Source organism: Paraburkholderia sp. BL17N1 (assembly GCF_003634175.1).
Lineage (GTDB): Bacteria > Pseudomonadota > Gammaproteobacteria > Burkholderiales > Burkholderiaceae > Paraburkholderia.
This window is the reverse complement of the sequence record NZ_RBIW01000002.1, coordinates 1,505,844-1,526,303: the sequence shown is the minus strand read 5'-3', so window position 1 is coordinate 1,526,303 and position 20,460 is coordinate 1,505,844. Positions and strand designations below refer to the sequence as shown.

Below are 20,460 nucleotides of genomic sequence, written 5' to 3'. Positions count from 1 at the left end.
CATGCCCCGCGAAGCCCGCAGGCGCGAATCACTCCGCTGCGTACGTCTTCTGCGTTTGCTCGCCCAGACCTTCGATACCCAGGCGAATCGTCTGACCCGGCTTGAGAAACACCGGATTCGGCTTCACGCCCATGCCGACGCCCGGCGGCGTGCCGGTCGAAATCACGTCGCCCGGTTGCAGGCTCATGCACTGCGACACGTACGACACCAGTTTCGCGACGCCGAACACCATCGTCTTCGTGCTGCCGTTCTGATAGCGGTGGCCATCCACTTCGAGCCACAAGCTCAGGTTCTGCGGATCGGCGACTTCGTCACGCGTGACGACCCACGGACCGATGGGGCCGAACGTGTCGAAACCCTTGCCCTTGTCCCACGTGCCGCCCTTTTCGATCTGCCATTCGCGTTCCGACACGTCGTTGATTACGCAGTATCCGGCAACGTAATCAAGCGCGTTGGCTTCGTCAATATATTTCGCCGGCTTGCCGATCACCACGCCCAGTTCGACTTCCCAATCGGTTTTCTTCGAGCCGCGCGGAATTTCAACGTCGTCGTTCGGGCCGCTGATCGCGCTCGTCCACTTGTTGAAGATGACCGGTTCGGCGGGCACCGGCAGATTCGATTCGGCCGCGTGATCCGCGTAATTCAAGCCGATGCAGATGAACTTGCCGATCTTGCCGACGCACGGACCCATGCGCGGATTGCCTTCGACCAGCGGCAGCGAAGCCGGATCGAGCGCGCGCAGTTTGGCGAGACCTTCGTCGGTCAGCGCGGCGCCGTCGATATCGGCGACCACTTTCGACAGATCACGAATCTTGCCTTGCGCGTCGAGCAAGCCCGGCTTTTCCTGACCTTTCGGCCCATAACGAAGCAGTTTCATCCTGGCACTTCCTTTCAGTGGTGTTCGGTTCGTGGTTCAGCGTACGTGAGCGCCTAAGCCGGCGTGGTCAGTTCGACCACCCGCCGTCGATCACATGCGCGTGGCCCGTAGTAAACGACGACTCGTCGGACCCGAGGTACAGCGCCAACGCGGCGATCTCTTCCGGCTTGCCGATGCGGCCCATCGGCTGGCGCGCGACAAAGGCCGCCTGCACGGCGTCCAGCGTCGCGCCTTGCGCCTGAGCCTGCGCGACGATCCGCTGTTCGAGCGACGGCGAAGCCACCGTGCCCGGGCAGATCGCGTTACAGCGTACACCACGCGTGATGAAGTCCGCAGCAACGGACTTGGTCAGCCCGATCACCGCGGCCTTGGAGGCGCTATACGCGAAGCGGTTAGGCACGCCCTTCACGCTCGACGCGGCCGACGACATGTTGATGATCGAGCCGCCGCCGTGCTCCAGCATGGCCGGCAGGAACGCGCGGATCATGCGGTACATCGCCTTCGCGTTCAGGTCGAAGGCGAAGTCCCAATCCTCTTCGCTGCATTCGAGAATATTGCCCGCATGCACGAAGCCAGCGCAGTTGAACAGCACGTCGATCGCGCCGACTTCGGCGGCCAGCGCCTTGATCGCCGCGTCGTCGCGCACATCGAGCTTGCGCGCCTCGACCGGCTTGCCGGCGAGTCCGTCGATGCGGATATCCGTGGCGATCACACGCGCGCCTTCGCGTGCGAAGAGTTCGGCGGTGGCGAGTCCGATGCCTTGTCCTGCCGCCGTGATCAAGGCCGTCTTGCCGGCCAGTCTTTGTGTCATCTACGACTCCAGTTGAATGAGCTGTTGCTTGTCTCTTCCAGAAATCACAATCGATAAAACGCGGCGGCATTGCCGCCGAAAACCGCTTCGCGCTCGCCGTCGCTCAAGGACGCGAGCAAGGTGTTCGCCACCGAATTCCAGAGCAGATAATCGCCGTTCAGATCGAGCACCGGCCAGTCGCTGCCCCACATCAAACGTGTCGGACCGAATGACTTCAGCAGATGCTCGACGTACGGGTGCAGCGTTTCTTCGGTCCAGCCCGGCGATGCTTCGGTGACCAGGCCCGACAGCTTGCAATGCATCTGCGGCAGTTGCGCGAGCCGCGTGATTGCGTCGGCCCAGCTTTGGTAGCCCGCGCGTCCGTACCGGATCGGCGGCTTCGCACCATGATCGACGACGATGCGCAGCGCCGGAAAACGCTTGGCGAAAGTTTCGAACGGCTCGACGTGGCGCGCGTAAATGAGCGCGTCGAACGCGAGGTCGTGCGCGATCAGCGCTTCGATGGCCGGCGCGAGATCGGGGTTCGCGATCCACGTGTCGTCGGGCAGATCTTGCAGCATCGGCCGCACGCCCTTGAACTTCGGCTCATGCGCCAGCGCTTCGATCACCTGCGGCGCGGTGGGCAGCAACAACGGCACCCAGCCGACCACGCCGGCAATCGACGGCTCATGGCGCGCCAGGTCCAGCAAATAACGCGTCTCGTCGATGGTCGGCGCCGCCTGCACCGCCACCGTCCGTTCGATGCCCGCGCGTTCGCGCAACGGCTTGAGATCCTCCGGGCCAAACGTCCGGTACAGGATTTTCAGTTCCGGCGTGAGCCACTCGTAATCGCCACGAGCGGGATTCCAGTAATGCTGGTGGGCATCGATATGCATCGTCAACTCAATCCTCCGGCGCGGGCGCGCGGCTGTCGAGCAAGCCTTCATCACGTAACGCGGACCACAAGGCCGCGGGGATCGGCTTCTCGAACGACGCGGCGTTCTCGCGCAATTCATCGGCACTGCGCGCGCCGGTCAACACCGTGGCGACCGCCGGATGCGCATACGGAAACTGCAAGGCGGCGGCTGCCAGCGGCACGCCGTGCGCACGGCACACCGCCTCCAGCCGCGCGACGCGCTCGATCACTTCGGGCGGCGCCTCGCCGTAATTGAACTTCAGATCACCTTCGACACCGCGCGCCAGAATGCCCGAGTTGAACGCGCCGCCTAACAGGATGCTGACGCCACGTTTTTCACAAGCGGGCAACAGGTCGTCGAGCGTGGTCTGTTCGAGGAGCGTATAACGGCCCGCGAGCAACGCGCAATCGATATCGAACTCGGCCATCGCATCGAGTATCGCCGCGCCTTCGTTGACGCCGAGTCCGACGGCCTTGATCGCGCCAGAAGAGCGCAACGTGTCCAGCGCGCGAAAACCGCCGCCTTCTGTCAGTTGCCGCCAGTAATGGGGATGGTTGTCGCCGTGCGTGACACGGCCGATATCGTGCACCAGCAGAATGTCGATATCGACAATGCCGAGGCGCTGCTGGCTATCTTCGAGCGAACGCAGAATGCCGTCGTGGGTGTAGTCGTAGATTGCTTCGAATGGGAGCGGGTTTTGCCAGCCTTCCTTGTCGTCGAAAGGCGTGGCGCGCGGCACGAAACGGCGGCCGACTTTGGTGGACAGCAGATATTCGCCGCGCGGATAGCGCCGCAACACGTCACCCAGACGATGCTCGGCCTTCGTGTTGCCGTAATGCGGCGCGGTGTCGAAATAGCGCACGCCGGCGTTCCAGGCGGCGGCAATGGTGGCGTGAGCTTCCTCGTCGGACAGATCGCGGTACAAGCCGCCGAGCGGCGCCGTGCCGAGTCCCAAACCGGTCACCTGCAGCGGCCCGCGGCCGATGCGGCGCCGTTGCCCGATCTTCGATCCGGTCGTTGCGGTCATTGAACGCGTCTCCAATTTGTCGTGTTTTACCATGCATGGGCGAGGTTTGCCCACGGCGCGTGCGGCCTGCCGCTAGCCATGACCGCGAATGAGCCGCTCTGCGCGGCTCGGCGCTCAGTGCGGCTCGATCGCGACCACGCGATGCTGCGCTGCGGCGCTCGACGGCAAGCAAGCCGGTCCGACCGGTTCGAACGTCTTGTACGTCAGAATGAATTCCTGATGACCAAGCGTCTCCGACTTCGAAGCCGCACCGCGCGAGACCGCCACTGTCTGCTGGAACACTTCGCGGCCTACTTCGTCGAGCGTGCCGCGGCCTTCGAGAATGCGGCCTGCATCGACATCCATGTCGCCGGAGAGATTGCGATACGTCGCGGGATTCGCGCAGACCTTGATCACCGGCGAGATCGCCGAGCCGACCACCGAACCGCGCCCCGTGGTGAACAGAATCACATGCGCACCGCAGGCGATCAGCTCGCCGATCTCCGCGTTATCGCTGATGTTGGGGAAACCGAAGCGCGGCTCGCCGTCCGGCACCACGTCGAGCAGATACAGTCCGCCCGTTGGCGGAATATCGCCCGGCTTGATGATGCCGACAATCGGCGACGCTCCGCTTTTCGCATACGCGCCCAGCGATTTCTCTTCCTGCGTGGTGAGGCCGCCGTCCGCGTTGCCGACCGCGAAACTGCCGTGGCCGAGAATTGAGTAATAGCGGGCCGCCTTCGCGACGCAAGCGACGATTTCGTCGCCGAGCGCCGGGCGCGCAGCGCGCGTCTTCATATGGAATTCGCAGCCCACCAGCTCGCCGGTTTCCTCGAAGATGCAGGTCGCGCCCGCGTCGATCAGATGATCGAACGCGCGGCCCACCGCTGGATTCGCCGTGATGCCGCTGGTGCCGTCCGAGCCGCCGCAGATTGTGCCGATCACCAGTTCGCTCAGTGCCATCGGCACTTTCTGCTGCGCGGCGAGTTGCTGGCGCGCGCCGCGAATCCAGTCGACGCCGTATTGAATCGTGCTGCGCGTGCCGCCCTTTTCCTGGATCGTCAGCACTTCGACGGGACGGCCGCTCGCGCGCACCACGTCCACCAGATAGTGCTTGTTCATGCTCTCGCAACCCAACGACACGAATAGCACCGCGCCCACGTTGGGATGCGTGGCGAGCCGCTCGAGCATCTTTTCCGCATAGCCGTTCGGATAGCAGCCCGGAAAGCCTATCAGGTGCACAGGCGGTTCGCGTTCGGCGGATGGATCGTCGAAGGCGTCGAGCGGTTCGCGAAACTGCGTAACGATCTCGCGCGCGACGTGATGCGCGCACTCGACCAGATACGCCACCGCGACCACATTGCGGATGCCCTTGCGGCCATCGCGGCGCAGATAACCCTCAAGCGCGGGCTGCTGCGCGGCGACAGGCGGAGATGCTACGGAAGTGTCAGTCATGATCGTTCCAGCGCGGCGCAAGGCCACTTCGTTGTGCGCACATCAGTGATGGACGAATTCGTGGCCCGCGTCGTGCGTATACGTCGGCAGGTAATCGCTTTCGAGGTTGTGCGTATGCAGATGCGCACCGCGCGCCACGGCTTCTGTCACGTGACCGATCACCGCGCCGTAGCGCAGCACCTTGTCGTCCTTTGCGAGTTCATGGCGCGCCACCTTGTGACCGAGTTCGATGGTTTTGGTGAGCGTCACGCGCTCGCCTTCGATCTCGACCTGCGTGCCGCCGTCCAGACGCGCCGCCGCGATCAGGCAGTTGTCGGCTGGACTGAGCAGGATCAGGCGCGAGTCGGTTTGCAATGGCAACGGGCGGCTGGTCAAATGAGTTCTCCAAGGTGCATGTGCATCAGTTCTGCCCTTCGCCGCTCGCAACGCGCGCCACCATCAGCGAGCCCAGAATGATCGCGCCGTAAATCGCCTGAATCCAGAAAGACGGCACCTGGGCTAACGTCAGCAGGTTCTGCACGACGCCGAGCAGCAGCACGCCGGTGAGCGCGCCGAACATGGTGCCCTTGCCGCCGTCGAGCGAAATGCCGCCGATCACCGCCGCCGCGAACACCGTGAAGATCATGCCGTTGCCCTGGTTTGCATTGATCGCGCCGACATAGCCGGTCACGATCAGACCGCCCACCGAGGCAAGTATGCTCCCGAGCACGAATACGCCCCACGTGATGCGCTCCACGCGAATCCCCGCCGCGCGGGCCGCTTCCGGATTGCCGCCGATCGCGTACAACGCACGGCCCAGCCGGTGGTAGCGCAGCATGAAGGCCGCGATCGCGAATGCCACCGCCGCGAGCCACACGGACAAAGGCAAGCCGAGCACGATCGTGGTGGCGAGCGCGAAGAACGACGGCGGCATATCGAACAGCGTGCCGCCCTTGGTCGCACCGACCAGCATGCCGCGCAACACGATCAGCATGGCCAGCGTGACGATGAACGCATTGAGCCGCAAACGCACCACGAGAAAGCCGTTGATGAAGCCGATCACCGCGCCCACCGCCACGATGGCGAGCAAACCGGCCGCCGCCGGCCATTGCATGCCGAAGCCCGCGGACGCCGCCGGCATCACCAGCATCGCGCCCACGGCGGGCGCAATACCGACCGTCGATTCGAGCGACAAGTCGAACTTGCCGGTCAGCACGATCAGCGATTCGGCGAGCACGACGAGCGCCAACGCCGCCGACGCGCCCAGCACGCTGATGAGATTCGCCTTCGTCAGAAAGCTCGGGCTAACAAACGCGCCGATCACGATCAACAAAGCAAGCGCGGGCAACAACGCCAGTTCACGCAGCCGTGCGAGTTCGGAGCGCGCGCGTTTGCCTCGCGACGCCGGCGCGGCCATCTGCGGCTGAGCCTGACCTTGCACGGTGCCGAAAGTGGGACTGGGCACACTATTCTTCATGAAGACTGACTCCTTCGACGGATGCGATCAGGTCGTGGTCCTGCCAACCCGCGGGAAATTCGGCCGCGACACGGCCACGGAACATGACCAGCACGCGGTCACAGGTGCGCAGATCGTCGAGTTCGCCGGACACGACCAGCACGGCCTTGCCCTCTTCGCGCACGCGATCCACGACGGAGAGCAACGCTTCCTTCGATTTCACGTCGACGCCCGCGGTGGGATCGATCAGCACGAGCACATTGGGGTTGGTGGCGAGCGCGCGCGCCATCACGACCTTCTGCTGATTGCCGCCGGACAGACCCGAGACGACATGCTCCGGACCTTGCGCGACGATGCCGAGCGCCTCGATCATCTTCTGGCCGAAGGCGTTCTTTTTCGCGGGCGGCGCGATGCCGAATTTGCCGAGCAGACGCGCGATCGTCATGGACGCGTTTTCCGCCACCGATTGCGTGAGCACCAGCCCTTCGTGATGCCGATCCTTCGGCACACAGCCTATGCCATGCGCGAGTGCCGCGGGCACATCGCCGGGCGGCAAGATTGCGCCGTCGACGCTGATCGTGCCGCGCTTGGGCGCGCGCAGGCCCGCAATCGCTTCGGCCACGCTCGTGCGGCCGCTGCTCGTCGCGCCGGTCAAGCCGACGACTTCGCCGCGCTTCACCGTGAACGACACACCTTCGTAATCGGCGCCGGCCAGTTCCTTGAGTTCCAGCGCGACCGCCGTATCGGCGGGCAACGCGGCGCGCGCTGCAGCGTCGGCGACGGCGAGACCGCCGCGTTCGCCGGTCATCGCTTCGATCAGCTGCTCGCGCGGCAACGCGGACACCGGCGCGCTGACGATATGCCGCGCATCGCGCAGCACCGTTACGGCTTGGCAGATTTCATAGACTTCCTGAAGATGATGCGAGATGAAGAGAAACGTCACGCCTTCGCGCTGCAACTCGCTGATACGCCGGAACAGACGCTTGATCTCGTCGCCGTCGAGTTGCGCAGTCGGTTCGTCGAGAATGATGAAGCGCGCGCCGTACGACAGCGCGCGCGCGATCTCTACCAGTTGCCGCGCTTCCACCGACAGATCGCCGGCGCGGGCATCTTCCCGCACGTCGATCTTCCAGTGATCGAGCAACGCGCGCGCGTCGCGCCGCATGGCTTGCCAATCGATCAGGCCGCCGCGCAACGGCTGCCGGTTGATGAACAGATTCTCCGCCACGCTCAGATCACGGATGATCGTCGAATGTTGATAGACGCATGCCACGCGCTCGCGCCATGCGTCGCGATCCGCGATCGATGGCGCGGCCGCGCCGCTGAAACGCACCTCGCCGGTGTCGGGCTTGCGCAGGCCGGTGAGAATCGACACCAGCGTCGATTTACCCGCGCCGTTGCGCCCGACGAGCGCATGCGACTCGCCGGGCATGACGCGAATGCTCACGTCGTTCAGCGCGGCCGTCGAGCCGAAGCGTCTGGTGACCTCGAGCGCTTCGACGACGGGCACGGAGGACGTGAGTTCGCTCATTTGACCGTTCATTTAACGGTGTTACCCCACAAGGCTTTGTCGTCGACGTTCGATTTCGTCACGAGCGGTGCGGGCAATTGGTCTTCCAGAATGCCCGGCGCCAACTGGATGATGTTGCTGCCGTGATCGGTCGGACCTGGCTTGAAGGTCTGACCTGCCAACGCCGCCTTGATATAGAACAGGCCGTATTTCGCGTACGAGTCGGCGGGCTGCGACACGGTCGCGTCGATATCGCCGCGGCGGATCGCGTCGAACTCTTGAGGAATGCCGTCGTTGCTGACGATCACGACATGCTTCGCATTGCCGGCGGGAAACAGCATCTGCTTGCGACGCAAGGTTTGCAGTGTCGGCGACAGATAGACGCCGCCTGCCTGCATGTAGATGGCTTTCACGTCGGGATTCGCGGTCAGCAGACTGTCGAGTGCGGTGGCGGCGACGTCGCCCTTCCAGGCCGCGGGGATTTCCAATACCGACACGCCGGGATAACCCTTCATGCAAGAGCGGAACGCTTCAGACCGATCGCGTCCGTTGACCGATGCCAGGTCGCCCATGATCTGCACGACCTTGCCCGACTTCACGTGATCGCCAATGTATTTGCACGCCTTCTCGCCGTACGCGTGATTGTCCGCGCGCACGACCATCGCGACCTTGCCCTGCGTCGGCGCGACGTCTACGGCGACCACCGGCACGTTCTTCGCCGCAGCGGCGTCGAGCGCGCGGCTGATCGCCGCCGAATCCAGCGGGCCGACCACGATACCCTTCGCACCGAGGTTCAGCAGGTTGTTCATGTCCGTGATCTGCTGGACCGGATCGCCGTTCGAATTGACCGGCGCGAGGATGTCGAGACCGCTCTCCTTCGCGTACTTGGGCAGATAGTTGTTGTACGACTGCCAGAACGGCGAGGTCAGCAGCGGCAGACCGAGGCCGATCTTGCCGGCCTCGGCGGCTTGCGCGGCACCCGTCGCGCCAAGGCCGGCGAGGCACGCAGCGGCTGCCGCGACGGAGAACGAAGTGCGGAACAAACGGCGGGCCGTGAGCGGCCCTTTCGCGAACGACATGGTTGTCTCCAGATATGCGTTGTGGGAACTGCGTGAACCGGGTCTGAGGCCGGCACTTCGTCCTGCGCTCTTTTTATTCGGGTCTTGTCGAGTCTTGGCGACGTTCATTCACCAATGAACGTATTATTCATATATGGACTTTTCGAAGTCAAGGAATATAGACTGCAGGGACCGTCCGTATTTTCCCTGGACGTGCGCCATCTCCGCGAGATTCGTCCCGCACGTACACTCACGCGCCACATAATGAGAACAGCCCAAGGAACCTCCCTCACGATGGACGCAGACGACAAAGACGACGCCGACCGCTACCGCGCCCCGGCGCTCGACAAAGGCCTCGACATCCTCGAACTGCTCGCCGAGCAGAAGGAAGGACTCACGCGTGCCGAAATCACCAAGCTGCTCGGACGCAACGCGAGCGAGATGTATCGCATGCTCGAACGGCTGGTCGCGCGCCAGTACGTGGTGCGCTCGGCGGGGGGAGACCGCTATTCGCTCAGCCTCAAGCTGTACGCGCTCGCGCACCGTCATCCGCCGATGAACCGTCTGATCTCCGAAGCGCTGCCGCTCATGCAGCGCTTTGCCGATGCTGCCGAACAATCGTGTCATCTCGTGGTGTACGACCGCGGCAATCTACTGGTGATCGCGCAAGTGGATGGTCCGGGTACGTGGGGCATGTCGGTGCGGCTCGGTTCGCGCGTCGGCCTGATCGACACCGGTTCCGGGCGCGTGATGCTCGCGTTTCAAAGCATCGAGCAGCGCGAACAGATGCTGGCCGAACACACGAAGGTAAAGGGCGAGGTCACGATCGATCGTGACGCGCTCGAACAGGCTTGCGAGCGGATTCGCGCAGCGGGTTTTTCGCAGAAGGACAGCCAGCAGACGTTCGGCGTGACGGACCTCACGTTTCCGATCCAGGGTCCATCCGGCCAGGCGATCGCGGTGCTTACCTGTCCGTATTTGCGGCGCATCGACGAGTATGTCGCCCCGACGCTCGAAGCCGCCACCGTGCTGTTGCGCGAGACGGTACAGGCACTGTCGATGTTTCACGAGAACGCCGCCTAGCGCGTGATGCGGCTGGTCGAACCCGCGCGGCCGTCCGTCGAAAATCGGCCGCTCGCACACATGGTTTAGAATGGCGACCCTCTCAAAAATCACGCCGCATGGGTTCGCTCATGCGCGCTCATCGATAAGCAATGGCGAAACTTCTGACCGATTCCGAATTCCAGCGTTTTTCCGAACTCCAGCAGAAGCAGTCGAGCTTCACGATCACGCCCGAAGAAGCCGACGAACTGCGCGACATCGTCGCTCATGCGCAAAAGCGCCGCGACGATCGCGCGGCGGCGATGCAAAGCATCGAGACGTTCATTCAGCAATTCGACATCAGCCCGGACGAGCTGTTTTCGCCGGAGCAGATCGGCGAAGCCGCGCGCACGTACGGCCTGATTCCGGCCGCGAAGAAAGAGCGCGTGCTGCCGCCGCAATTCACGTTCAACGGCAAGCCGTATCAGTGGACGACGCGCGCGCTGCCGGACGATATTCGAGTGCCGTTGTTCGATGCGTTCAAGGCGGGTGAATCGGTGAAGTCGTTTATCGCGACGCCGAAGGATGCGAGTCGTTGTGCGGCGACGATTGCGCGTTTGGAGCGCGAGACCGGGGCGGTTTATGGCGATGCGTGGTTGGAGGAGTTGGCGGTGACGCGGTCGCAGGTCGATGAGGCGGCGGCGAAGCTGGCGGCCTGAGGTTTCTCCGGTTCTTCTCGCGGCGCGAGGCCTTCAGCGGCTCTCGTCGCTTTGATCACCGCCTCGAACGCATTGGATGCGGTGATCGTTCAACTCAGCACTTTGGGCACGCCGCCTAAGCGCTTGCCTCTGCCACCTCATCCAGCGCCATCCTGAACCCCACCACACCCGGATCCTCCGTCCGCGTGATCGTAAAACCGCTGGCTTTGGCGAGCCCGATCATCGGGGCATTCTCGCGCAGCGCCTCGCCGACCAGCCAATGAATGCCGCGCGCTCGCGCATATTTGATGATCCGGTCCATCAGCAATTGCCCAAGGCGCCGGCCTTTCTGATCCGAGCGCACCGCCACCGCGAATTCGGCGGTTTCGTTGTCGGGGTCGGCGACAGCACGCACCACGCCCAACGTCCGCGTGAAACCTTCGTCGCTCTGCACGGTGGCGATCAGCGCCATTTCGCGGTCGTAGTCGATCTGCGTCATGCGCGCCAGCTGCGAATGGTCGAAGCTGCCCACGGCGCCAAAAAATCGCAAGCGCAAATCCTCGGGCGTCATTGCTTCGACGAAGTCATGATGCGCGGCCTCGTCTTCCGGACGGATGGGCCGGACTGTCACTCGCACTCCTTGCCAGTCCAGCGTTTCTTCGAAACGGCGCGGATACGGCACGATCGCGAGGCGGCTGCGTGTCGGCGCAAGGTTCAGCGTGGGCTCCACAATCATCACGTGATCGCGGTACACCCTGAGCGTCAGCGTGAGACCGACAAGCTCCTTGACGTCGCACACGGCTTGCGAGAGCGACGTCAGCGCGACCAGCGCCGGTTCCGGCGCAACCAGCCGCGCGTACGGCGAACGCGTGACGATGTCGCGCGCGAGCATTGGGTTGAGCGGCGGCAACCCGTAGACGCACAACGGCTCGGACACGCCGTCCGCCGATGGCGTCGTGAAGCGCAAGACAGGGCCGAAGTTGCCGTCGTCGTAGAGTTCGACAGCGATGTCGACGACGGGTTTGGTGGACGAGTCCGTTTCCACCCGCAACCCGAACCGCCCCAGAAACCGCGCCGCCGCTTCGCCGGTTAGTTGGTGCTCACCTGCTGCAAGTGCCTCGCGCGCCTGAGCCTGAGCGGCGTCAATGCATTCGGGAATTTGCGCTGGCAAACCCTCCGGCGTTTGCATCAGCAGTTCGCGCCCCGTCCGGTAATCGACCAGCCGCGCGAAGGCGCGCGCGAGGCGTTGCGGCGTCGTATGAACCGGGATGCCCTGCGCGTGCAACGCGTCGCGCGTGGCGGCATCCACGCTGCCGAAGAAACACGCGAGCAAGCCGCGATACGCGAAGCGATGATTCGCGATCAGTGCCTGCGCCACTTCGCCGACCGGCGCGCCGTGCGTCGACGCGTGGACCACGAAGGCCGTGCCGGTGCTGCGATGATCCGCGAGCAGCTTGAGCGCGGTGCCGAAGTGCTCAGGACGCGCGTCGTCGCCGAGTTGCAGCGGGTTGCCGCCGACCGCGTACGGCAAGGTCTGCATCAAGGCCTCCGATGCCTCATCGGGCCACGGCGCAAGGGTATCGCCGGCTGCGGCGAAGGCGTCGCGAGCCAACGTGGCCAGGCCGCGGTCGCTCGTAATCAGCGTGGCCGTGGCGCCCGCCGCCACGCGGCCCACGCCGAGGGTCTCGATCTCGTCGAGCAGGTCGTCGAGCGCGTCGACGCGCACCATGCCGGCGCGGCGGAACGCGGCGGTGTAGAGCGCGTCGGCGGGATCGGTGCGGCCGGAGCGCAGCGCCAGCACCGGCTTGTTGCGCGCCGCCGCGCGGGCTGCGGACATGAACTTGCGCGCCGCCCGCACGCTATCCAGTTCGAGCAGGATGGCGCGCGTGCCGGGATCGCTGGCCAGATAGTCGAGCACGTCGCCCGCGTCCACATCCGCCTCGCCGCCGAGCGCCACCGCGTGCGAGAAGCCGAGGCCGCGCGCGAGTGCCCAGCCGAGCACGGCGTTGGTCAGCGCGTTCGACTGCGACACCCACGCGACGCCGCCCGCCTTCACCGTGCACGACGGCGCGCCCAGATGCGCGCGCAGCGCCGGCGACACCACGCCGAGACTGCCCGGCCCGACGATCCGCAGCAGATTCGGCCGCGCCGCCGAAAGCGCGTGCCGCAGCGCGAGCCGGTCCTCATCGCACCGCACCTCGCCGACGATAATCGCCGCGCGCGTGCCCAATCCGCCGAGCTTATGGATGATGCCGGGCCACGTCGCCGGTGGCGTGCAGATCAGCGCGACCGTGGGCGCTTCCGGCAGATCGCCCGGATCGTGGATCACGGCGTGGCCGCCGAGCCTTTCGTACTTCGGATTGACCGGCCAGAGCGGGCCGTCGAAGCCCCCGTCCAGTAAGCGCGTCCACACCATCGCGCCGGTGCTGCCGGGCCGCTCCGAGGCGCCGATCACGGCGACGGATTTGGGTCGAAACAAGGCGTCGAGATTGCGAACGGTCACAGGCGCTCCGAGGCAGGGAAAGCGAGCCGGCTCCGTCGCCAGGCACGCGTCATCGTCAGCATAGGCGAAGTTGAGCGTTCGCGCGGCGCTTCTCCTTCAGCGCCCGGCCGGCACCCGATCGCGGCCGGCAGTCCAAGGCGCGCTGGGGATTTTTGTTATCGAGATCAAACAAACAACGAGCGCCAATGCGACAATCTTCCAGCCGCCGCGATGGCGGTTTGCCTTAAAAAAATTGCTGGCCGATGGCGGTTCGAATCGCGTGCGCCGGAGACGCGCCAAAAGTGATTCGTTTGGGGACAACGCACGGCTAGTGGTGCAGCACAACCACAGTTCGCAGCCCGACCCTCTCGCCGGCCGGATCGCGCACGATTAAAAGTAATAGAAGGTGATTTATGCGGCGCTTGCCATCGCTGATCGCGTTGCGCTTCTTCGAAGAGACGGCCAGGCACATGAGCTTCAACCGCGCCGCCATTGCGCTGTGCGTGACCCAAGGCGCCGTGAGCCGGCAAATCAAGCTGCTCGAAGAATCGCTTGGCGCGAAACTGTTCGAGCGCGACCACAAGGGCATTCGTCTGACGCAAGCGGGCCTGCAATTGCTGCCCTGCCTGTCCGAAGCCTTCGATACGATCGAGCGCGGCTTTCGTCAAATCACGGCAGCCAAAGGGCGACGGCGCCTCGTGCTCGCTCTGCCGCCCACTTTCGCCACGCAATGGTTTTCGCCGCGGCTGGGTTCGCTCGCGGTGGAATTACCCGACGTCGAACTGTCCGTTCGTACCGAGGCGAACGGCGACCTTCACTGCCAGATTCGCTTCGGCCGCCAGGCGCTGCCGGACGCGCACTCCGAATTGCTGATGATGGAGCGCCACGTGCTCGTGGGCGCGCCGCGCCTGCTCGGCCAACCGCTCGACGCGTTGCTGGAACGCATGCCGGCGCTGCATGTGCTGCACAACGACGCCCGGCTCGAATTGTGGCCGAACTGGCTGGCCAAGGCAGGCATGCCCGCGCGTTACGCGGACAACGGCATCGAATTCTCGACGTTGGAACAGGCGATTCGCGCGGCGAGTAAAGGCGCGGGGCTGGCGATCGTCGACCGGAACATGATTGTCGAGGAACTGGCGGACGGCAGTCTCGCGCAGTTTTCCGACGTCGAGGTGAGCGGGCCGTTTGGTTACTGGCTTGATATTCCCCAGCGGCATGTCGGGCTGGAACATGTGCAGGCGCTGGCCGGGTGGATGCGGGAAGAGGTGTTGAAGCTGGGGTGAGCGTTGATGCTCCTGGCGGCAAAGGTACGGGCGTTAATGCAGAAGGCCCCGTTTTTGACGGGGCCTTCTGATTTGCGTTGCTTTGTTTTTCGGTCGAAACCAGTGAGGCGAACTTACATCGCCTTTTTGAACGGCGCGCCCGAGTGCTCGCGCAACTCGTTGAACACGATCTTCGGCCACGCCTTCTGCGCGACTTCGATCTCCGACACGTGCGAAGCCAGATACGTCGGTGCGTCGGAAGCGTCGAGCGCGATGCGCGCCGCGTACGAATCGGTGAAGCGGCGCAATTCGGCTGCATCGTCGCTAGTTACCCAGCGTGACATGCGGTAGCGCGCCGGCGCCATGCGCACGTCGACCTTGTATTCCGTCGACAAACGGTGCGACACCACTTCGAACTGCAGTTGACCGACCGCGCCGAGAATCATCAGGCCGCCCACTTCCGGACGGAACACCTGGATCGCGCCCTCTTCGCCGAGTTGCTTGAGCGCCTCGCCGAGTTGCTTGGCGCGCATCGGATCGACCACTTCGACGGTCTGGAAAATTTCCGGCGCGAAAAACGGCAGGCCGACGAATTGCAGTTGCTCGCCTTCGGTCAGCGTATCGCCGAGACTCAGCGTGCCATGATTCGGAATACCGATGATGTCGCCCGGATACGCCTCGCTCACCGTCTCACGACGTTGCGACAGGAACGTCACCACGTTATTGGCACGGAAAGTCTTGTTCGTGCGCGTGACCTTCACGGCCATGCCGCGTTCGAAATGCCCCGAGCACACGCGGATAAACGCCACGCGGTCGCGGTGCGCCAGATCCATGTTCGCCTGGACCTTGAACACGACGCCGGTGAATTTCGGCTCGTCCGGCATGACCGGACGCTGCACGGTCATGCGCATGGACGGCGGCGGCGCCAGGTCGACCAGCGCGTCGAGAATTTCCTTCACGCCGAAGTTGTTGATCGCCGAGCCGAACAGAACCGGCGATTGCTGACCGGCGAGGAACTGCTCGCGATCGAAATCAGGCGACGCGCCGGTGATCAGATCGATCTCTTCCTTCGCCTTGATCCAGGCGTGGCCGAAGCGGCGCTCGCCTTCTTCGTCGCTCGGCGCTTGCAGTGTTTCTACTTCGCCGCCGGCCTTGTCCTGTCCCGCGCGGAAAATGCGCACCTGATCGCGCTGAATATCGTAGACGCCCTGGAAGTCCTTACCCATGCCGATCGGCCACGTGAACGGCACGGCGGCGACACCCAGATGCTGCTCGATTTCGTCGAGCAGTTCGAGCGGCTCGCGCACTTCGCGGTCGAGCTTGTTGATGAAGGTGACGATCGGCGTCTTGCGGCTGCGGCAGACTTCGAGCAGCTTGAGCGTTTGCGCTTCGACGCCGTTCGCGCCGTCGATCACCATGACGGCGGCGTCGACCGCGGTCAGCACGCGGTACGTATCTTCGGAGAAGTCTTCGTGGCCCGGCGTGTCGAGCAGGTTGATGACGGCGTCGCCGTACTCGAACTGCATCACCGAGCTCGCCACCGAAATGCCCCGCTGCTTTTCGATTTCCATCCAGTCGGACGTTGCGTAGCGGTTGCTCTTGCGGCCCTTCACGGTGCCGGCAATCTGGATCGCGCCCGAGAACAGCAGGAGCTTTTCCGTGAGCGTGGTCTTACCCGCGTCCGGGTGGGAAATGACCGCGAACGTGCGGCGGCGTTTGAGTTCGGAGACTGACATCGGGTCTGGCGGTCACGGATAGGGGTTCGGGCGGTTCCCGGCGGCTTGTGGCTGCCGGTGTGCCACGCCTTGCGCGGCGGCGTCGATCTGCGGGAATTGGGCCGACGACCCGCATCACAATGGCAACCCAGCCGCGTCGGAAACAGGTCACGAACGAGCGTTCGACAATACGGGAATCGCCAGCGCAGAACAGCGCAGGGAACGAATGATACACGTCATGGGCGCGAGAGGGTTTAAAGGCGCCTCAATGACTATGCAACGCGCGGCCAACCAATCCCTGCATCGCGGTGATGGGACAGATGGCCTTCTCTTCTGAAAATGTGCCTTGCGGCAATAGCAGCGTTCTGCAATCGTTATGCAGAACGCGTCGTCCGCAAGATCCGGCAAGGACGCGAGATTTACGCCTACTGATAACTCATCGTGAAGACAGCGGTCGCCCGAACCGTTCCCGCGACCACGGGCGCGGCTCCCAGCCGATAATACTGTGAGAAAAACTGAAACGACATGTTGCCAGTCGTGCTTGACGTAAGCGGAAGAACAGCATCCAGCGTAATCGGCGACTGCGACGCGTCCAGCAGTTGCACACCGATACCCGTCGCCGAACCTGCGTTTGCCAAAACTGACGCGACGCCTGAATTGCCGGACGTCGAACTAAATGTCACTGCTACCTTAACGCCGGACTGGCAGTTGAGACCCAGAGAAAACGGTGTTTTGGCGGCGACTGAGCCGGCAGTCGGAAACATCGCCGGGCTGATCGTCGCGAGCGGAATTGTCTGGTTAGCGCTTGCGGACGTCACCGAGCACGTGACGCCTCGTACGGGCGTATTGTTCGCGACGGACAGCGTGCTCGCGCCGTTGTTAAGCGTGTAGCCGGTGTTCAGCACGCCGGTGTTATAGGACGCGCCCGTAATTGAACCACCAGTGACTGGTCCCGTTTTGACAAGCTCAAACGTTCCTGAAACAGTGAAGCTACCATCGGCGCCAGTGGTTCCGATCTGCGAATCAGTCGAGCAGTAGTTCGTTCCTACAACCGGCTTGCCGTTTGCATCGCGCATCCGCATACCGACTCCCGCGACGTTCGTCGGATAAACCCCCGTCATACCGGGCACTGCTGTGCCGCTGGCTGGGCACGCGACTATCGGTTGGTTGAAAAGCGAACTCGCCGAGCACTTTCCAATAATGGTGAATCTCTGAACCGTCCCTGGAATTACGTCGCCAACGGCGGTCGAGTCGGAGACGGCTACCGAGCCATAGGTGAATGTCGCAGGCAAGCCCGTCGTGGTGGGGCACTCGGCACACGCATGCACCGACCACCCAGCCGCCAATGCCAATACGACAAGGACGCGCATCAACCAATGCGGAGCAAAAATCTGTTTAAGCATCATGTCCACCTTTATAGCTCTTGATCGAAGCCGGTCATTTACTTATCCCAAGCGTTCGGCTCAAATCCCACCGGCACAATGCCCTTCCACCGACGTATAAGCCGTCTCCGCCTTGCCGTTCTTCACCGGCAACGCATACTGAATTCGACATACATCCCCGTCTTTCTCGCCGAACTTAACGACAAGCGTCCCTTTATCCTCAAGGCCGCGCGCAAAAATCCGGCTATCCTGCGCAACCACACCAACATGATTGCCATTGCCATCAAGCACATCCGCGCCGAACGGCAATACTTCACCACCCAGCCGCGGCGCGCGAATCAGCGCCGCCCGTCCCGTCACCGTCTTGTACTTCAACATAACAACCGACCCCAGCCGCGGCACCGCATGCTCGGACGTCGACTGGAACTCCACATCGGTCGATGAGCCCTTCGGATCGATATCCACCGTATTCATGCCATACGGCGTCAGGTACGGCACCACGGCATAACCACGACGATCGACCTTCACACCCGTCGCGCTCGACACCGTCGCGCCCGCCGCACCCGGCGCTTCGACGATGCCGAACGTATCGCCGACCGTCTGTGAGAACGTCACGCCGCCCGGATGCGCGACGATCGAGCCGCTCACGCCTGCCGAAACCTGCGCCGAGTTGGCTCCCGCGCTCGCCGACGCCGTCATCTGCGCATAAGGCGCGCGATACACGCCGCTCGCGCCGCCGTTCACATTCGCACCCGACAACGAACCCTGCCCAGCCGTCCCATACGCGTTGTACGAGTACTGGTTGTGGTCGCCCGCCGATCCGCTGATATTCGCCTGCATCGTGGCTGCGCCGTTACCGGCATTCAGGTTCGTCGTCAGCACGGGTGCATGCGGCGTGTGGCCGAGCGGAATCGTCGTGCTGAGCATGATCTCGTTCGACAACGTGCCGTCCGAGTTGCGCGTACGGCCCGCCGTCACGCTGTATGTGCCGAACTTGAAGCCGTTCGAATAGCCGGCCTGATAGAACACGTCGCTGCCGGGCCGGTTCCAGTAATGCTGCGACGACGCCGTCAAAAACACCGAACCGTGGTTATTGCTCAGGCTCTGGTTCACTGTCAATTGCAGGCGGCCGCGTTGGCGGTCGGCCGCGTTGACGTTACCGCCGTGCTCCGCGAGGTCGCGCAATGATGCGGCGTCCGCGAAGTTCAAGTAGCCCGAGTCGGAAAAGCGGTAAGCGCCCAGCGCGATATTCGTCGAAGTCGGATCGATAAACTTACTGTAGCCGATGTGCAAACTATTGCCATGCAGCGATTCGCGGCCGGGCACGTCAGTGCGCGCGGCCGTGATATCGGTGGCGATGGCGCCGTACTTCGTGTTGAACGCCGCACCCATGTTGGCCGCCACGTATCCACTCGATGCAATCGCGCCGCCGTACAGCGTGACCAGATTGGTCAGGCCGCGCTGCATCGTGAACTGGGTGAAAGCAGGTTTGGTTTGCAATGAGTCGTCGCGCAACTGGCCGACCGTCACCGCAAAACGCGTCGTGCCCGGCCGCAGCGACTGTGCCACCGCTGCGTAGGGCACGGTGAAGCTCTTCGTGCGGCCGTCCGCCTCGGTGACGGTCACATCGAGATTGCCGCCATAGCCGGTTGCGTACAGATCCTTGATCTCGAACGGACCCGGCGACACGCTCGTCTCGTAGATCACCTGACCGTTCTGCCGCACCGTCACGCGCGCATTGCTATCCGCCGTGCCGCGTACGATCGGCGCGTAACCACGCAGCGATTCCGGCAACATGCGGTCATCGGTTGCGATCTGGGCGCCGCGAAACGACACGCTGTCGAATACGTCACCCGTCGTTTGCGCATCGCCCAGTGTCACCTGCGAGCGCAGCTTCGCGACATCGTGTTGCACGTAAGTGGCGATGTTGTCGAACTGCGTCGCCTGACCCGTCGCCGCCGATACTGACGACTGGTGACGGAAGTGCCACGCGCCGATGTTCACGCCGGCGTTCAGGCCGAGATACTCCTGCGTCGAATGCGTGCCGTTGCTGTTCGACTGATAGGCGTTCGCGTTGTAGCTGAGAAAGCCCGCGTTCACGCCGTTCTCCCATAGCTCGGGCGACACATAACCGCGTGCCGAGTTGCGCATGTATTTCTGCGGGACGATGATCGCGAGCTTCTGCTCGCTGAAGTCGAACTCGATACTCGCCTCAGGGATGATCGCCGCAACGTCGATGCAATCGCTCGCCGTGGACTTCGTGGCGTTGTCTTTGTGCTCGCCGTCGACCTTCGCGAAATCGATGCCATAGCCTTCGAGCGTCTTGCGATCGAAGCACGCACGCGCACTCTCGCCGTCTTGCGTCGCGACGAAGCGCACGTTGTCGTGGGCAATGCGCACGTCGTTGATCAACACGTCGACGGAATACACGCCGGGCGACACGATGTTGCCGCGCGCAAAGCGCGAGACATCGACGGTCTGTTTCGCGTCGGTCTGCAGGAACGTCGTGTCGAACGTGACGGCATGGGATGCTTGCGTTGCATCCTTCGCGCTGGCATTTTCCTGCGCCATATAACCCAACGCCGCAAAGACCGACAGCACGACGGCAGTGACCGGCTTGAGACCGAACGAACCGTGATCGTCGTTGAAGTGAGAATTCGATTGGATTTGACGCGAGGATTTCATGTCCGTAACACCGCTTGCAGAAAACTTCGGCCTCTTGATGAGGTACAAGTCGATGTTATGGATTTACGAGATAGGAATCCCTAGGACGGCTCTGAATTACGAGATAAGGAAATGAGGCCGCGCGCGTTGACGCGTATCGCGGCTTGC

At 63.4% G+C, this 20,460-nt stretch carries 17 protein-coding genes; 4 read left to right on the top strand and 13 right to left on the bottom strand.

The features are described 5' to 3' along the window. Positions 1 to 28 precede the first annotated feature (28 nt). From B0G82_RS26800 to B0G82_RS26760, 9 genes are all read right to left on the bottom strand, one after another. The gene (locus tag B0G82_RS26800) at positions 29 to 877 is read right to left on the bottom strand and encodes an ureidoglycolate lyase (protein ID WP_012428702.1); all 849 of its coding nucleotides are present in this window, start codon (positions 875 to 877) and stop codon (positions 29 to 31) included. 67 nt (positions 878 to 944) lie between these two features. After that, positions 945 to 1,688, bottom strand: coding sequence for an SDR family oxidoreductase (locus B0G82_RS26795; protein ID WP_121309603.1), 744 nt, complete (start codon positions 1,686 to 1,688; stop codon positions 945 to 947). A gap of 44 nt (positions 1,689 to 1,732) precedes the next feature. Continuing rightward, positions 1,733 to 2,563, bottom strand: a complete 831-nt coding sequence (locus B0G82_RS26790; protein ID WP_121309602.1) for an amidohydrolase family protein — start codon at positions 2,561 to 2,563, stop codon at positions 1,733 to 1,735. A 7-nt stretch (positions 2,564 to 2,570) separates the two neighbouring features. Continuing rightward, complete coding sequence (locus B0G82_RS26785; protein ID WP_121309601.1) at positions 2,571 to 3,611, bottom strand: aldo/keto reductase; 1,041 nt, start codon at positions 3,609 to 3,611, stop codon at positions 2,571 to 2,573. A gap of 114 nt (positions 3,612 to 3,725) precedes the next feature. Beyond that, complete coding sequence (locus B0G82_RS26780; RefSeq protein ID WP_121309600.1) at positions 3,726 to 5,045, bottom strand: UxaA family hydrolase; 1,320 nt, start codon at positions 5,043 to 5,045, stop codon at positions 3,726 to 3,728. Positions 5,046 to 5,087: 42 nt separating this feature from the next. After that, positions 5,088 to 5,420, bottom strand: coding sequence for a UxaA family hydrolase (locus tag B0G82_RS26775; RefSeq protein WP_199730170.1), 333 nt, complete (start codon positions 5,418 to 5,420; stop codon positions 5,088 to 5,090). A 25-nt stretch (positions 5,421 to 5,445) separates the two neighbouring features. After that, positions 5,446 to 6,441, bottom strand: a complete 996-nt coding sequence (locus B0G82_RS26770) for an ABC transporter permease (RefSeq protein WP_241975011.1) — start codon at positions 6,439 to 6,441, stop codon at positions 5,446 to 5,448. A gap of 49 nt (positions 6,442 to 6,490) precedes the next feature. Next, a complete protein-coding gene (locus B0G82_RS26765; protein ID WP_121309598.1) occupies positions 6,491 to 8,011 on the bottom strand; it encodes a sugar ABC transporter ATP-binding protein in 1,521 nt (506 codons plus the stop codon). Positions 8,012 to 8,019: 8 nt separating this feature from the next. Continuing rightward, a complete protein-coding gene (locus tag B0G82_RS26760) occupies positions 8,020 to 9,069 on the bottom strand; it encodes a sugar ABC transporter substrate-binding protein (RefSeq protein ID WP_241974843.1) in 1,050 nt (349 codons plus the stop codon). A gap of 273 nt (positions 9,070 to 9,342) precedes the next feature. Between B0G82_RS26760 and B0G82_RS26755 the strand changes: the two genes are divergently transcribed. Then, a complete protein-coding gene (locus tag B0G82_RS26755) occupies positions 9,343 to 10,131 on the top strand; it encodes an IclR family transcriptional regulator (protein ID WP_106281662.1) in 789 nt (262 codons plus the stop codon). Positions 10,132 to 10,262: 131 nt separating this feature from the next. Next, a complete protein-coding gene (locus B0G82_RS26750) occupies positions 10,263 to 10,808 on the top strand; it encodes a hypothetical protein (protein WP_106281660.1) in 546 nt (181 codons plus the stop codon). Positions 10,809 to 10,923: 115 nt separating this feature from the next. Here B0G82_RS26750 and B0G82_RS26745 read toward each other — a convergent pair whose 3' ends face one another. Further along, on the bottom strand, positions 10,924 to 13,290 hold the full coding sequence (locus B0G82_RS26745) for a GNAT family N-acetyltransferase (protein ID WP_121309597.1): 2,367 nt from the start codon (positions 13,288 to 13,290) through the stop codon (positions 10,924 to 10,926). 70 nt (positions 13,291 to 13,360) lie between these two features. On the opposite strand from B0G82_RS26745, the gene B0G82_RS26740 reads away from it, so the two are divergent. Next, positions 13,361 to 13,663: a hypothetical protein gene (locus tag B0G82_RS26740; protein ID WP_121309596.1), complete on the top strand. Its 303-nt coding sequence runs from the start codon at positions 13,361 to 13,363 to the stop codon at positions 13,661 to 13,663. A 19-nt stretch (positions 13,664 to 13,682) separates the two neighbouring features. Then, the gene (locus tag B0G82_RS26735; RefSeq protein WP_106281657.1) at positions 13,683 to 14,552 is read left to right on the top strand and encodes a LysR family transcriptional regulator; all 870 of its coding nucleotides are present in this window, start codon (positions 13,683 to 13,685) and stop codon (positions 14,550 to 14,552) included. A 113-nt stretch (positions 14,553 to 14,665) separates the two neighbouring features. Here the strand turns inward: B0G82_RS26735 and B0G82_RS26730 are convergent, their stop codons facing one another. From B0G82_RS26730 to B0G82_RS26720, 3 genes are all read right to left on the bottom strand, one after another. Continuing rightward, positions 14,666 to 16,267 (bottom strand): peptide chain release factor 3, encoded by a 1,602-nt coding sequence (locus tag B0G82_RS26730; RefSeq protein WP_116146897.1) that lies wholly within the window; start codon positions 16,265 to 16,267, stop codon positions 14,666 to 14,668. A 404-nt stretch (positions 16,268 to 16,671) separates the two neighbouring features. Continuing rightward, complete coding sequence (locus B0G82_RS26725; RefSeq protein WP_121309595.1) at positions 16,672 to 17,652, bottom strand: fimbrial protein; 981 nt, start codon at positions 17,650 to 17,652, stop codon at positions 16,672 to 16,674. Positions 17,653 to 17,709: 57 nt separating this feature from the next. Beyond that, positions 17,710 to 20,313 (bottom strand): fimbria/pilus outer membrane usher protein, encoded by a 2,604-nt coding sequence (locus tag B0G82_RS26720; protein ID WP_121309594.1) that lies wholly within the window; start codon positions 20,311 to 20,313, stop codon positions 17,710 to 17,712. Positions 20,314 to 20,460 lie beyond the last annotated feature (147 nt).